At 51.4% G+C, this 15,094-nt stretch carries 15 protein-coding genes; 10 read left to right on the plus strand and 5 right to left on the minus strand.

The window, feature by feature from the left end:
• From Q0294_RS02690 to Q0294_RS02735, 10 genes are all read left to right on the plus strand, one after another.
• The coding region (locus tag Q0294_RS02690) for a Na(+)-translocating NADH-quinone reductase subunit A (RefSeq protein ID WP_299460664.1) at positions 1-1,318 on the plus strand (1,318 nt) is incomplete at its 5' end.
• A gap of 212 nt (positions 1,319-1,530) precedes the next feature.
• Entirely contained in the window at positions 1,531-2,775 is a 1,245-nt protein-coding gene (locus tag Q0294_RS02695; protein ID WP_299460666.1) for an NADH:ubiquinone reductase (Na(+)-transporting) subunit B, read from the plus strand.
• Positions 2,765-3,568: a Na(+)-translocating NADH-quinone reductase subunit C gene (locus Q0294_RS02700; RefSeq protein WP_299460668.1), complete on the plus strand. Its 804-nt coding sequence runs from the start codon at positions 2,765-2,767 to the stop codon at positions 3,566-3,568. The genes Q0294_RS02695 and Q0294_RS02700 overlap by 11 nt, the downstream gene beginning before the upstream one ends.
• Position 3,569: 1 nt before the next feature.
• Positions 3,570-4,193, plus strand: coding sequence for an NADH:ubiquinone reductase (Na(+)-transporting) subunit D (locus Q0294_RS02705; RefSeq protein WP_299460670.1), 624 nt, complete (start codon positions 3,570-3,572; stop codon positions 4,191-4,193).
• Position 4,194: 1 nt separating this feature from the next.
• On the plus strand, positions 4,195-4,806 hold the full coding sequence (gene nqrE / locus Q0294_RS02710; protein ID WP_299460672.1) for an NADH:ubiquinone reductase (Na(+)-transporting) subunit E: 612 nt from the start codon (positions 4,195-4,197) through the stop codon (positions 4,804-4,806).
• A gap of 43 nt (positions 4,807-4,849) precedes the next feature.
• The gene (nqrF, locus tag Q0294_RS02715; protein ID WP_299460674.1) at positions 4,850-6,073 is read left to right on the plus strand and encodes an NADH:ubiquinone reductase (Na(+)-transporting) subunit F; all 1,224 of its coding nucleotides are present in this window, start codon (positions 4,850-4,852) and stop codon (positions 6,071-6,073) included.
• Positions 6,060-7,139 carry an FAD:protein FMN transferase gene (locus Q0294_RS02720; RefSeq protein ID WP_299460676.1) on the plus strand — a complete coding sequence of 360 codons (1,080 nt, stop codon included), beginning with the start codon at positions 6,060-6,062 and terminating at the stop codon, positions 7,137-7,139. Before nqrF ends, Q0294_RS02720 begins: the two co-directional genes overlap by 14 nt.
• Positions 7,139-7,369 (plus strand): (Na+)-NQR maturation NqrM, encoded by a 231-nt coding sequence (nqrM, locus tag Q0294_RS02725; RefSeq protein ID WP_366917898.1) that lies wholly within the window; start codon positions 7,139-7,141, stop codon positions 7,367-7,369. The genes Q0294_RS02720 and nqrM overlap by 1 nt, the downstream gene beginning before the upstream one ends.
• Positions 7,370-7,620: 251 nt before the next feature.
• Entirely contained in the window at positions 7,621-8,199 is a 579-nt protein-coding gene (locus tag Q0294_RS02730; protein ID WP_299460680.1) for an Hsp20/alpha crystallin family protein, read from the plus strand.
• Between the two features lie 30 nt (positions 8,200-8,229).
• Positions 8,230-9,162 (plus strand): translocation protein TolB, encoded by a 933-nt coding sequence (locus Q0294_RS02735; RefSeq protein ID WP_299460682.1) that lies wholly within the window; start codon positions 8,230-8,232, stop codon positions 9,160-9,162.
• Between the two features lie 49 nt (positions 9,163-9,211).
• Here Q0294_RS02735 and Q0294_RS02740 read toward each other — a convergent pair whose 3' ends face one another.
• Genes Q0294_RS02740 through Q0294_RS02760 form a run of 5 tightly spaced genes read right to left on the minus strand, consistent with a single transcriptional unit; the run spans position 9,212 to position 14,978 of the window.
• A complete protein-coding gene (locus tag Q0294_RS02740; protein ID WP_299460684.1) occupies positions 9,212-10,573 on the minus strand; it encodes an efflux RND transporter periplasmic adaptor subunit in 1,362 nt (453 codons plus the stop codon).
• A 2-nt stretch (positions 10,574-10,575) separates the two neighbouring features.
• Positions 10,576-12,960 (minus strand): ABC transporter permease, encoded by a 2,385-nt coding sequence (locus Q0294_RS02745; protein WP_299460686.1) that lies wholly within the window; start codon positions 12,958-12,960, stop codon positions 10,576-10,578.
• Entirely contained in the window at positions 12,960-13,712 is a 753-nt protein-coding gene (locus tag Q0294_RS02750; RefSeq protein ID WP_299460688.1) for an ABC transporter ATP-binding protein, read from the minus strand. The genes Q0294_RS02745 and Q0294_RS02750 overlap by 1 nt, the downstream gene beginning before the upstream one ends.
• 39 nt (positions 13,713-13,751) lie before the next feature.
• On the minus strand, positions 13,752-14,048 hold the full coding sequence (locus tag Q0294_RS02755) for a (2Fe-2S)-binding protein (RefSeq protein ID WP_299460690.1): 297 nt from the start codon (positions 14,046-14,048) through the stop codon (positions 13,752-13,754).
• 60 nt (positions 14,049-14,108) lie between these two features.
• Positions 14,109-14,978 carry a hypothetical protein gene (locus tag Q0294_RS02760; RefSeq protein WP_299460692.1) on the minus strand — a complete coding sequence of 290 codons (870 nt, stop codon included), beginning with the start codon at positions 14,976-14,978 and terminating at the stop codon, positions 14,109-14,111.
• Between the last annotated feature and the right edge of the window lie 116 nt (positions 14,979-15,094).

A 15,094-nucleotide genomic window follows, 5' to 3' on the forward strand; every position in this document is an offset into this window, starting at 1 on the left:
GCCGATTGCAGGCGCGCCTTCTGCTTTGATCGAAAACGGGCCGGTAATTCGATCGGTTGCTGTGATTGGCCCTGATTATGTGGGGATGAAGCCGACTCTGGTTGTCGACGTCGGTGATATCGTCAAAAAAGGTCAGTTGCTGTTCAGCGATAAAAAGACCGAAGGCGTCATTTATACTGCGCCTGCCGCCGGAAAAGTCACTGAGATCAATCGCGGTGCCAAGCGGGCTTTTCAGTCCCTCGTCATCGAAGTCCAGGGAAGTGACGAAGAAACCTTCGCTTCTTACAGCGATGACGCACTGGGAAATCTGACACGCGAGCAGGTGGAAGAGAATCTGTTGCAATCCGGTTTGTGGAACAGTTTAAGAACACGTCCTTACAGCCGTGTGCCTGCTCCGGGATCAACGCCGCATTCCATTTTTGTCACCGCCATTGATACAAATCCATTAGCACCGCCGCCTGAGGTCGTTCTCAGTGAAGAGCCGCGTGCTTTTACGCAGGGCCTGCAGGTCTTGCGGACACTGACCGCAGGTCGGCTGTATCTCTGTAAAGCGCCGGGAACCAATTTACCCGGATGCGAACTCGATTATGTCACCGTGGAAGAATTTGGTGGACCGCATCCTGCCGGGCTGGCAGGGACGCACATTCACTTTCTGGATCCGGTCAGCGAGAAAAAAACGGTCTGGACGATCAATTACCAGGACGTGATTGCCATTGGTAAGTTATTTACGACAGGCAAACTTTACTCAGATCGCGTGATTTCGATTGCCGGCCCTGTGGTTAAGCATCCCAGGCTGGTCAAAACGATTCTGGGCGCCAGTCTGCAGGATTTAACAGAGGGCAATCTGGAAGAAGGCGAAAATCGACTGATTTCCGGCTCGGCACTTTCAGGCCGCACCGCTAAAGGACCTTTTGCCTATCTGGGACGTTACGCTCTGCAGGTAACCGTGCTCAAAGAAGGAACTCACAGAGATTTTCTGGGGTGGATGGGGCCCGGGTTTGAGAAGTTCTCAGTCGTGCCGGTGTTTGTGTCTTCGTGGTTAGGGCCGGGGAAAAAGTTTTCTTTTACGACCTCTACTGAAGGCAGTAAGCGGGCGATGATCCCGATTGGCACTTATGAAAAAGTCATGCCTCTGGATATTCTGCCGACGTTCCTGTTGCGAGCATTGATTACCGATGATACCGAACAGGCCAAGGAACTGGGATGCCTGGAGCTGGATGAAGAAGATTTGTCGTTATGCACTTTCGTGTGTCCCGGAAAATACAACTACGGGTCAATGCTGCGTGACAGTTTGACAAAGATTGAAATTGAAGGTTAATGCGAGGTCTGCCCCTGGTGGGCAAAACGCATTTTGAATAGTAATGCGGTTGAGTGTGTTGTTGTTAGCCTGAATGAATAAAATTGTTAGCCCTTGATGTCATCTTTGAAACAAGCTCGTTTCGGATGACAGATGATTTAAGTAGTCATTGCTGGTGGTTGCCAGACTGACTCTGTTTCGGGGGTCATCAAACATGAAAGATAAACCACGAAATGAAGCCGTTACGAAATCTTCTTGACAAGGTACATCCTCTCTTCAAACGAGGGGGGAAGTTCGAGAAGCTTTACCCACTATATGAGGCAAATGACACCTTCCTCTATACTCCGGGTGAAGTGACAGCCGAAGCTTCTCATGTGCGTGACTCCATCGATTTAAAACGCATGATGAGTATGGTGATTGTCGCTTTGCTGCCCTGCGTCTTTATGGCTCTGTATAACACAGGTTATCAGGCCAATGCCGCGATGAGTACGATGGGCATTGAATCTGTTCCCGGCTGGCGCGGCAGCGTCATGGCGACTCTGGGAGTCATCCCGGATGCACACAGTCTGGTTTCGAATCTGGTACACGGCGCACTTTACTTCTTGCCGGTTTATATTGTCTGTATGGCCGTCGGGGGTATGTGGGAAGGTCTGTTCTGCGTGATTCGCCGACATGAAATCAATGAAGGCTTCCTCGTCACGGGGATGCTGTTCCCCTTAACTCTTCCGCCAACGATTCCACTCTGGCAGGTGGCGATGGGGATCAGTTTTGGTGTAGTCATCGGCAAGGAAATTTTCGGCGGAACAGGCAAGAACTTTCTCAATCCAGCTTTAACAGCACGTGCGTTTCTGTACTTTGCATATCCCGCTCAGATTGTGGGCGATACCGTCTGGACCGCCGTCGATGGCTTCAGCGGTGCAACTTCACTCGGTCAGTTGGCTGTAGCCAGCCCGGAAGTCGGCATGAAAGCCATTACGAATCCCATCGCCGATGGCGGTCTGGGGATTTCCTGGATGCAGGCTTTTATGGGCTCAATTCAAGGATCCATGGGGGAAACCTCCACGTTTGCCTGTCTGCTGGGCGCGATCTTCCTGATTCTGGCAGGCATCGGTTCCTGGCGGGTGATGGCGGGTGTTCTGGCTGGTGCTTTTGGACTTTCGCTGTTTCTGTGGTTGTCAGGCAGTAGCACCAATGCCATGTTCGCGATGCCGCCGCACTGGCATCTGGTGGTCGGGGGATTGGCCTTTGGTCTGGTGTTTATGGCCACAGACCCTGTTTCGGCTGCAATGACCGATACCGGTCGATGGATTTATGGAATTTTGATTGGTGGAATGACGATCCTGATTCGGGTCATCAATCCGGCGTATCCAGAGGGAATTATGTTGGCGATTCTGTTCGGGAATGTCTTCGCGCCTCTGATTGACTTCTACGTTGTTCAAGCAAATATTAAAAGAAGGTTGGCGCGAAATGTCGCGTGATTCAATAGGATTCACATTTCTGGTATCAGCCGCATTGTGCGTGGGCTGCTCAATTCTCGTATCCGGAGCCGCCGTCGGTCTGCGCGACCGCCAGGATCTGAATAAAGAGAATGAACGAAAAAAGAACATTCTCTCCGTTGCCGGTTTGATTCAACCCGGTGAAGGAGCGCAGAATGTCATGCAGATTTACGAAGATCGGGTCAAAGGGATTATCGTTGATCTGAATACGGGGAAAGTCGTCACCGACGATCAAGAACTGTTCCCTAATCCGGCTGAATATGATCAGAAGGCGGCGATCGATAATCCCAAAATGAGTATGGAAATCAAACCCATCGATGATCTGGCCGGCATTAAACGCCGCGAGAACTATTCGTGGGTCTACCTGATTAATGATGAGAACGGAAAACTGACGCAATACGTATTGCCCATCAGAGGAAAAGGGCTCTGGTCCACCATGTGGGGATTTATCGCTCTGGAAACCAATCTCAACACCGTGGCCGGTCTGACCTTTTATGAGCAGGGCGAAACTCCCGGTCTGGGGGGCGAAGTCGATAATCCCAAGTGGAAAGCACAATGGAAAGGCAAAGAAGTCTATAACAAAGAATTCGAGCCTGAGATTGAAGTCATCAAAGGGAGTGTGAATCCGGAATCTGCCAATGCTATTCATGAAGTGGACGGCTTGTCCGGGGCAACAATTACATCACGAGGGGTAACCCACCTGCTGGATTTCTGGCTCGGTAATTTAGGATTTAGACCTTATCTCGAACAAGTTCGAGAACAGGGGGAAAAATAGTATGAATTCAAAACAAAAAGAGGTTCTCCTCGGCCCCATTTTGAATAACAATCCGATCGCGCTGCAGATTCTCGGAATCTGCTCGGCTCTGGCGGTCACGACCAAAATGGAAACCGCCCTCGTGATGAGTATCGCGGTAACTCTGGTAACGGCCTGCTCGAATGCGGCTGTCGCTTCAATCCGATTGCAGATTCCCAGCAGTATCCGCATTATCGTGCAGATGACAATTATCGCTTCGCTGGTGATTCTGGTGGATCAGTTTCTGAAAGCGTTTGCGTTCGGGATCAGCAAACAGCTCTCCGTGTTTGTGGGACTGATTATTACCAACTGTATCGTGATGGGACGTGCGGAAGGTTTCGCTATGAAAAACGAACCCGGTATCAGTTTCCTCGACGGGATTGGTAACGGTCTGGGATACAGTGCCGTTTTAATGCTCGTGGCTTTCTTCCGCGAGCTGTTTGGGTCAGGCAGTCTGTTCGGCGTTCAACTGTTAAAACTGAGTCGCGATGGCGGCTGGTATGATGCAAACGGTTTGATGTTATTGCCTCCCAGCGCGTTTTTCATTATCGGTTTTACGATCTGGATTTTGCGAACATTGAAAACCGATCAAATGGAGGAGGCATAACATGTTTGAACATTATCTGAGCCTGTTTCTGAAATGTCTCTTTGTTGAGAACCTGGCGCTGGCGTTCTTTCTGGGAATGTGTACGTTTCTGGCTGTTTCCAAGAATGTGAAAACCGCGCTCGGACTGGGAATTGCCGTGGTCGTGATTCAGACGATTACCGTGCCCATGAACAATATCATTTATCAGCATCTCCTGAAAAAAGGCGCTTTGGCCTGGGCCGGATACCCGAATGTCGATCTGACGTTCGTAGGTTTAATCTGTTATATCGGGGTGATTGCCGCGATGGTGCAGATTCTGGAAATGGCTCTGGATCGGTATGTTCCCGCGTTGTATAACTCGCTGGGAATTTTCCTCCCGCTGATTACTGTGAACTGTGCGATCCTGGGGGGAACACTGTTCATGGTCGAACGCGATTATAACTTTCCTGAAAGCTGTGTCTTTGGTTTTGGCTCCGGTTTAGGCTGGGCACTGGCAATTGTGGCATTGGCGGGCGTTCGTGAAAAATTGAAATACAGCGATGTTCCTCCCGGATTACGCGGGTTGGGAATTACCTTTATCACTGTTGGTTTAATGGCGATGGCCTTTATGGCGTTCTCTGGAATCCAATTATAAGTCTTCACTAAATTCTATTTTTTAGAGCGGTCAACGTTTAATCATGATTATAGAAATTCTGTTTGGCGTGGTGATGTTCACGGGCATCGTGTTAGCCTTGGTCGCCATCATTCTGGTTGCGAAATCGAAACTGGTTGCCTCAGGTAACGTCACGATCACTGTCAACGAGCAGAAGAAGATCACCGTGCCCGTGGGTGGTAAGCTGCTGAGTGCGCTTGCCGAAAATCAGATCTTCGTCTCATCAGCCTGTGGCGGTGGCGGAACCTGTGCACAATGCGAAGTCAAAGTGCTGGCAGGCGGTGGCGATATTCTGCCCACCGAACGCTCACACTTTAATAATAGGGAAGTCAAAGAAGGCTGCCGCCTCTCCTGTCAGGTGCCCGTTAAGGCCGACATGGATATCGAAGTGCCGCCGGAAGTCTTCGAAACGAAAAAGTGGGTCTGCAAAGTCAAATCGAATGATAACGTCGCCACGTTCATCAAAGAGTTGATCCTGGAACTGCCTGAAGGTGAAGACGTCGCCTTTAAAGCCGGTGGTTTCATTCAGATCCAAGCACCTCCGCATCATCTGAAATACAGCGAATTTGATATTCCGGATGAGTACAAGGAAGACTGGGATAAATTCAACCTCTGGCGGTTTGAATCCAAAGTCGACGAAGAAACGATTCGCGCCTACTCAATGGCCAACTATCCGGGCGAAAAGGGCATCATCATGCTCAACGTGCGTGTTGCCTCCCCGCCGCCTCGCTCACCAGAGGATACACCTCCGGGTAAAATGTCTTCCTATATTTTCAATCTGAAACCGGGAGATGAAGTAACCATTTCCGGTCCGTACGGTGAGTTCTTCATCGCGGACACCGATGCCGAAATGATCTACATCGGCGGTGGTGCCGGTATGGCTCCGCTGCGATCACACATCTACGAACTCTTCAAAGAGCGTAAAACCAACCGGAAAGTATCGTACTGGTACGGTGCGAGAAGCATGCGGGAGATGTTTTACGAAGAGGAATTCCGTGCGATTGAAAAGGACTTCCCCAATTTCAAAATGCACATCGCGCTCTCCGATCCGATGCCGGAAGACAACTGGACCGGCCTGCAGGGCTTCATTCATCAGGTTTTGCTGAATGAGTATTTAAGCAAACATCCTGCACCGGAAGACTGCGAGTATTATATCTGTGGTCCGCCGATGATGTTGTCCGCCGTCCGGAATATGTTGGACGATCTGGGAGTTGAACCTGAGAATATCAGGTACGATGACTTCGGTTAATCGCGGAAAAAAAACGCTGCGACGCGGCGTGCTGTTGCTGCTGCTCTGTCTGACAGGTACAGCGTGTCAGACAGATGAGCCGACTTCTGTTTCAGAGGTTTGGGAGAAACGGCTGATACAGGGTCCCACAATGGGGACCTCGTATCATATCTCAATCTGCACGCCCTCTTCCGAGCAGGTCAATGAAACACAGCTCAAGCAGGAAATCGACGGGCTGTTGCAGAAGATTAATCAGCAGATGTCAACGTACATCAAAGAGTCGGAGTTATCCCGCTTCAATCAGTCGCAGCCGGATCAGTGGCTTGACGTTTCGCCGGAAGTGGTGAAAGTCGTTGACGCGGGCCTCATTGTCAGCAAAGAGAGTGCGGGGGCCTTCGATATGACGGTCGGCCCGCTGGTGAATCTGTGGCATTTTGGACCTGATCCGGGTAAAAAAACGATCCCCGAAGCCAGCCGGATTGAGGCAGCCCGACAGAGTGTCGGCTATCATCACATTGAAGTCCGCCACGATCAGCCGGCTTTGAAGAAGTTGATTCCCGATGTGTACCTCGACCTGTCGGCGATTGCCAAAGGTTACGCCGTCGATGCCGTCGCTGAGCATCTTGAAGCACAGTCGATCAAAAACTACCTGGTGGAAATTGGTGGTGAGATGCGGGCGCGGGGCCACAATAATCAGCGGCTTCCCTGGAAAGTCGGCATTGAAAAACCCGTGAGTGAGACACGAGTTGTGCAGAAAATTGTGCCGCTTTCGAACCTGTCGATGGCGACGTCAGGCAACTACCGGAATTTTTTTGAAGTCGATGGCGTCAGCTACGCGCATACAATTGATCCCCGTACAGGTCGCCCTGTCAATCATTCGCTGGCGTCAGTCACGGTGGTCGGAGAAACTTGTATGAACTGTGATGCGGTTGCGACATGCCTGATGGTATTAGGCCCCGAAGAGGGGTATAATTGGGCAAAGGCCCGGAAGATCGCCGCTTATTTCATTGTCAAAGAAGGCACCGGTTTCAGAGAGCGTTATACCCCGCGCTGGCAGGAATTATTGGGAAAGGTAAATGCATCATGATCACCACAGTCTTATTTGCCCTCGGTATTTTTGTCCTCGCATTTCTAGGTATGGCGGTGGGGGTCATCTTCAGTAATCGCTGTATCAAGGGATCATGTGGCGGTCTGGCAAATCTGGACGGTGCCGAAAGCTGCTCACAGTGTGGCGGCTGTTCTGTCTCCGATCAGAAGCAGAAGGACGGTACGCAGGTTTCCGCAACCAATGCCTGTCCGGTTGATGATCAAAAATAGTCGACATCGTCCTCAGTGAATCGCGCGGTTTTTTTATTTCCGCGCCCGCTTTTTTATTCGACGCTTTGAATCAATTCCGCTGCGCAGAAAACGTGCCGGGGAAAATTTCAATATTTTTGCTGGTAGTTCGAATCAGATGTGAGACAATACAGAAAAGGTCGATCTCCTGAAACGGGGAAAGATCTAAACTGAAAACAGCATCTGAAATTCAATCAACATACCGATACAATCGATATCGAGAGGAAGTTGCCATGTCGACCGATGATAATCAGGCCGAACCCGTTCATGTTTCTACGGAAGAGGAAGCAGCGGAACAACCGGAACAAACACGGGCCGAACGAAATAAGAAAAGCGATACATCGGGAATGCATAATTCAATCGAACGTTTGCGTTCTGAATTTGACAAATTGCTGGGAGTCGCAGTGGAGCAGGGCGAGCGCGCATTAGACCGGCTGGGTTTATTTGGAAACGAAGCGGTCTGGATGCCGCGCGTCGATCTGATTGAGCTGGAAGAGCAGGTTCAGGTCCGTTTCGATCTGCCAGGCGTCACCGCTGAGGAAATTAATATCACGCTGGCCGGTAATATGCTGACAGTAACAGGCTCGAGAAGTACCGGTACAACAACCACAACGGGTCAGACCGTGCGCATGAGTGAACGGCCTTCGGGACAGTTTCGACGTTCGGTCCCCATGCCGGTCGCCGTCGATCCCGATAAAGTAACGGCTTCAGTTCAGAACGGCATATTAAGCGTCGTGTTAGAGAAGTCGGCAATGGAAAAACCGCGCAAGATTCCCATTAACAGCGCTGCGGGAGCCGGTTTTTCATCATAGCTTGTAAGTCATCTCTTCAGGGGAACTACCATGAGACAACTTGCGCTTGCCTGTTTCTATTCAATGACCTGCCTGCTGCTGCAGGGCTTAAACGGTTCCCGGGTGACAGCGGACGAAAAGGGGAAAGTCGACAGAACCCGTTTTTATATGGCGGCTCCAGTCGGTGGAAACGCCAAACTCTTTCTGGTGCCGGCAGACTATCACAATGTCGGTTCCCCCACCTTCTCCTCCGATGGTCAGAAACTGGCGTTTGACGGCTGGAAATCGCAAAATGGCGAAAGTTTCTCGGATGTGCAGATTTTGGTAGCCAACGCTGATGGCAGCGACCTGAAAGTCATCGGACCGGGGGCGATGCCCAGTTGGTCGCCCGGCGGAAAACGCATCGCGTTTTCGCAGCCGAGCCCACAAGGCGTGGTGATTATGAATGCCGATGGCAGCCTGCATAAAATGATTGCAGAAGGAGGTTGGGGGGCACAGTGGTCACCTGATGGCAGAAAAATTGCCTATAGCATCAATGATGCAGGCAAAGCAAATATCCAGATTTATGATTTGATTGAAGAAACAAATAGAAAGGTCTTTTCTGATGGAGAATGTCCTTATGCCAGTCTGTACTGGAACATGAAGTGGTCCCCCGACAGTAACTGGCTTTGCTTCAAAGGGCTGAAGGCATCAGATGGAAGTCATGACGTCGCGACAGTCAATGTCGCCGGTAAGCAGGAAGGTTTTAAGGTGCATTACAACAGCAAGACGGCCCCCCCGTTTGCCGACTTTGCGTGGCACCCTCAGGGTGAAGCGATTATTTTCGGCGCAGCTGCCAAACCGCCGACCCTCTTCAAATTCAACCCCGCTGAAGACAAAGCTCCCGAACCGGTGACCACAAAGGTAAAAGGAAACGTGAATGGGGGAGTCTGTTTCACCCCCGATGGTCAGCATCTGTTGTTTACCGTGAGAGGCGAAGAGTAGTTGAGAGAAGCTTCTCTTTCATTTTCTGGCGAACGGTTCTTACTGTGTCTCACGGATTTTTGATCACGTGCGCTTCTACTGTCTGGCCGGAAGTCAGATTCATGCTGGGCGCAATGATCAGCCGATCTCCCGCGTTGATCCCCGAGCGGATTTCCGCTTCGAAATCGTTCATGACGCCGGGTTCGACATCCACCAGAGCCGTCCGGTTATTTCTGACGAGAAACGCCTGCCATTGTCCGGAACCATTGCGGAACAGGGCCGACCGGGAAACTTTGACGACGTCCGCTTTGATCTCCGTGTAGATTTTCACCCGCACGCGAAAGTCGGTTCCCAAATTCCGATTTTGCTGTTGTAACTGCTTCCAGATATTTTTATCGAAGCCGATGATCACTTTGACGCGCTGCTGTTCGACTCCCAGTGAAGAAATTTTGGTGAAGCCTTTGGGGTAGATGCGTTTGACTTTGCCCCGCACGGGCAAATCGCCAATGGCGGGGCCTTCGATATCGACGGGAGAACCGATCCGGATATTACCCACATATTGAGAAAGGACGTCGGCTTCCACTTCCAGATCTTCCAGTTGCCCGATTTCAAGCAGGATTTCGCCGGCCGACAGAGTCCGTTCGTTGGAATAATTTTTCGTTAAAATGGTTCCGTTTATCGGACTGCGCATCGTAGCCCGGTTGCGGTCGCGTTCCAACTGCTCGAGTTGCGAGCTGGCTTCGTTTTGCTCCTCTTGTAACACGGCTTCGGAAAGCACTTTTTTCTCTTTATATTTCTGGATCGAAATTTTTCCGATCTGCATGGCACTTTGCACGGCCTGGAGAGAGCGCCAGGTCAGAATATCTTTCTGGTAGTCGATTTCGCTCTGTTTTTTAAACAGGTCGGCTTCATTGAGTTCGCTTTCGGAGAGGGCTTGCCGCTTAAAGAGCTGGTGCTTCCGATCAAACTCGTCCCGGGCATACTGCCATTTCGCTTTGCTGGCCTCCTGTTGTTTGCTGGCAGCTTCGACGGTCAGATCCATCGATTTGAGAAACTCGTCAAACTGAATCAGGGAATTGTCTTCCAGCCGATTGTCTGCCTGTTCGATGATTTTCCTGGCGTATTGTTCCACACGGTACTTTGCTTTGGCCACTTCCGCATCCAGATCAGAGGTATCCATTACAGCCACGATCTGCCCCTGAGTCACTTTCTGATCTTCTTCCACCGTGATCGGCAGAATGCGCCCGTTCAAAGGCATGGCAATACTGTAGGTACGGGGCAGCGTGGTTTTCGCACGCTCCTCGATGAACGCCTTGACCTCGCCAGTCTGCGCGACAGTCACATCAACGGGCAGGGGCGCTCCCGACAGGAGAAAATAACCACCCAATCCGCTGAGCAGAAAGATCATGATGAAAATGGATTTGCGGGACATGTTTATTCCTTTACGTTGAGCGCTTTTAACCAGTCCATATTCTGGATCGCTTTTTGTACCGGCCAGTGTGAGATCAATGTGAACAGGATTCCCAGGAGCACGGTGTAAACCCAACTCATGGTTCCGATGGTAAAAGGCATGCGAAATAATTCGGTATCGTAGGCAATATTAATGCCTTTGGAAGCCCAGTAGCCGGCTGGTAACCCCAAAAGTATTCCCGGCAGGTTGACGCAGAAACTTTCTCGCAGAAAAATCGAACCGACTTCAGAGGGAGTGTAACCCAGCACGCGCAGCGTGGCAATTTCCTGCTGTCGTTCCGAGAGCGAAATCAAGGACGCATTCAAAATGCTGCCGAAAAAAATCAGGCTGGAAAAAACGATCACGACAACAATCATCACGATCATCTGATCCACGAGAACTTCCTGCAGCTTGTCTTTCTGGTCTCGAATCGAATTGACCGACTGGATTGCAGGGACCTGTTTCAATTCGCGATAGATCTGGCGGGTGACTGCGGGGCGGGGGTTGGTTTTTAACTGCACGCTGCTGAGCGAGTCGGCTTCCCCCATCAGGCGGTTCAGGTATTGAAAGTCGGCATACACGGTTAAGCCCAGATAGCTGTCAATGATTTTCATGACGGGAACCTGCTTCACAGTTCGATCACCGGAAACGGGAATCATCTCTAGCGATTCTCCTGCCTGAATCTGCAGAATGTCTGCCAGCTTTCGTGTCACCAGAATTCCGGTTAGAGGCACTTCCACGCGGTTTCCGGCGGTGTCGCGGGGAATCGTCAGCCGCGCATCGCCGCGAATTCCTGTGATGCCGACTTTTTTTTCGTGAATGCCGTTTTTTAAGGTGCAACCGACCTGAAACAGGGGCTCAGCGTAATCGACGCCGGTGATCTGCTGCGACTCAAAATACGCGGCGTAATCATGGTCGTCTTTGAAGCTGATGTCGATGTCGCTCAACAGCAGCTTGTCATATTGAAAATTCAGCAGCGCGAACGCACTGTCATACATGGAGAAGGTCACCAGCAGCAGCATCGCACCTACGGTCGCAGACAGGATGCCTCCCAACGTGCGCGTTCGATTACGAAAGATATCGCGGAGCACGAGCTGCCAGCGAAAGTCGAGTGAGTTCCAGAAGGCGTGCATCTTCTCCAGCAGAATGCGTTTCGCGCGCAGCGGCGGTTTGGGCCGCATGGCTTCCGCCGGCGATAAGCGGACCACAGAGCGGACCCCCCGAAACGTTCCCAGCACTGAAAAGAACACGCTGATCAGCAAACCCAGAATAATCACCCGCGGATAAAGCTGATTCGTTAACGAGGGGAATTCGAAAAAGTTGCGGTATTGGGCCGTCATGGCTCCGGCCAGTGAATAACCGATGAGAATGCCGAACAGCCCTCCCGCCAGACCGATCAGCAGCCCGAACTGGATGAAGTGCAGAAACATTTCCCGGTTCGAATATCCCAGTGCCTTGAACGTGCCGACCACGGTGCGCTGCTGTTCTGCCATACGCGACATGAGCAGATTCAACGCCAGAGCGGCGACGATCAAAAAGATGGTTGGCAGAATGGTGGCGCTGACTTTGAGCCCGTCGATTTCGCTTTTTAAAAACCAGTGCGAGGACTGTTGCGCGAGCGGGGTCGTCGAAAACACGCCGTAATCGTCCAGGTTGAGTTCGAGTTGATCCAGGATTTCGCGTACCCGGTTCGGGCTTTGAAATTCGGGCGCTAACTGCCCCAAAATCTGGTTGGCGGCCCCTTCGAAGCCGAAAACATCTTCCGCATAACTGTGTTTCAGATAAAACACGCCATAACTCTCGGGTTCCGGAACGAGACCGCCGGGACCGATCAGGTAGACAAATTCAGAACTGATGGCGGTGCCGACAATTAAAAGATCCTGCAGGCGATTGTTGAGGATCAGTTGAATGTGGTCGCCTGGTCGCAGTTGATGCGCGCGAGCAAACGCATCGTTGATGATCACCTCCTCCTGCCGTTGATCGGTAAAGTAACTTCCCTGCTTGATTACGATGCCGTTGATCGGCGCGTTTTCGCGTGCCGGCAGGGAAACCGCCTGTCCCGAGAGCGGCTTTTCAACTGCCTCCAGCGAAGCGGTTACTTGAAAGACAATCCGGGGCAGGATATTGATGACGCCGGGAACTTCAGTGAGCGTCGCGAGATCACCCACGGGTACTTTTTTGAGTTCGATGGAAAAATCAGCCATGTGACACAGCCGATAATAATTCTCCCGCGAATATTCCAGGTTGTCGTAGGTGGAAGACATGGCGATAAAGCAACCGATGCCGACGGCGATGATGCTGATGATCGCTGCCAGAACTCCTTTGGCAGCCAGCAATTCGCGCAGTAATTTTCGGTGCAGGACTTTCATTACCAGGTTACCTGACTGGCGGGGATGGGTTGGGAATTGACGTTCGTTTCCGCAATCGTACCCGAACCGATGCGGACAATCCGTTGCGCCATATGTCCGATGGCGGAATTGTGGGTAATGATGACCACGGTTTTACCCAGTTCCCGATTCAGGTTCGCCAGCACTTCCAGGATCATGCGCCCGGTGGAAAGGTCGAGCGCGCCTGTCGGTTCATCACAGAGCAGCAGTTCCGGATTTTTGACCAGAGCACGGGCAATCGCAACGCGCTGCTGTTCGCCGCCGGAGAGTTGAGAGGGGAAGTGGTCCGCCCGATTTCCTAATCCGACAAGTTCCAGCGCTTCATCTGCCGACATGGGTGAGGCACTGATGTCTGCGGCAACAATCACATTTTCCCGAGCGGTCAGCGTTGGCACCAGATTGTAAAACTGAAAGACAAAGCCGACATGTTTGCGGCGATACTGTGTCAGTTCCTGCTCGTTGAATTGAGAAATATTCTGGTTATGAAAATAAACGTCCCCCTCTGTCGGAACATCAATGCCACCCACGATATTCAGCAGGGTGCTTTTTCCGGAACCGGAAGGGCCTACAATCACCAGAAATTCTCCAGCATAGATGTCGAGGTCAACATGATGCAGCACCGGAACGGAAACATCGCCCGTGGTATATGTTTTAGAAATGGATTTCAGGGAAAGCAGGACCGTGTTCTCATAGGTGAGAGGGGATTCTAGCGCGTCAGCATCAGAAGCGGGCATGGTCGTGATCTCGGAGCAGAGGAAAGTTTGTCTCGATCTTCAGGCAGGAGGAGTTCCTTTTCCACTCTGAATATACTGGTCTCGTTGCCGGGCGTATTCTTCCGCAGTGATGGTCTCTTCTTCAGTCAGAGGAACTTCATTGGCTGCGGGTGTCTCCGGTTTCTCGTAATCTGCAAAGTAGCGTTTCAGGTAAGGCACGCACCACCCGCAGCCTGTGCCTGCACCCCCGCATTCACTCAACTGGCTCGCCCGGCGGGGACGATGGATGCGGAGATGATTCAAAATTTTCCGTTTACTGATATGAAAACAGTAACATACTTTGTCGTCGAGTTTCACGGTGAGTTCTAATTTCGTTAGGAATCTGTTTCATGACTGAGAACAGATAGATCAGTTTTTTCAGGGAGCTGCTGCTCTCTCAATATAAATCTTATTTGATTTCACGGAGAATGTCAGTGCTGCTTTGCTCAATATCTTCGTTAATAAATTTGACAGCGTCGTATCTTTGGCGGAAAACGAGACCGGGGTTTCCAGCAGGCGTGGATCACTTTTTACATTTTCTGCAACTTGAAATTCGGTATCCAGCATCTCTTCCAGTTGTCGAATCAGTGTTTTCAGCGGAATCTTTTCAGGCTGGCGAAATTCTTTGAGGGGAATCTGCAGTGCGACAGCGACGTCTGTTTCCGGAGCTGGCAGTGGTGCTGCAGGCAGGGGCTTCTGTGCTTCCAGGGGGGGAATGTGTTCCGGTTTGACGGCGATTAATTCCGGGGCGGCTGCGAATGCAGGGGCCTGCACCGGTGTTTCTGCTTTGGGCGGCACATCTGGTGCGGGCTGCGGCTCTTCGAGTTCAGCGGGTTCCGGACTTTCCGTCTTTTCTGAAACGGACGCGCGAGTGTCCGTTGCTGCAGTCACTTCCGTATCTTTGGTTGTGGCGGGAGCCGGGGCTTGATCAAACAGCATCAGCAGCAGAATCAGGCACGCACCGGTGCCGGCAACGAGCCAGGACATTAATACGGGGCTCGTCATCAAGAACGTAGCACCTCGATGCAGTGACGCTTTCCATTCACGCGCTTTTCGGGAAATGTCAGGAGTCGCTTTGGATACCGGAGTCGCGGTCCTCAGACTGATGGAAAGGTGCCCCTCGGGTGTTTGTGAAAGCAGGAGAGACTGATTGCAGTCGGGACACGGAAAGGTGGAATCGCCGGTCTGCTTTCTGCGCATTCTGAGCACAGCCTGACAGTGAGGACATTGAAAGGTGGTGATATCCATTCGCGATCACCTTTGGCCGGAATCCGACGTCGAATGTTATTTTTTTGGCGGAAACGGAAATAGCGTTAAATTATTGTTCTTCGCATAAGGCTTACTGGTAATCGTAGCTGTTTTCG

This window comes from uncultured Gimesia sp. (assembly GCF_937919775.1).
Lineage (GTDB): Bacteria > Planctomycetota > Planctomycetia > Planctomycetales > Planctomycetaceae > Gimesia.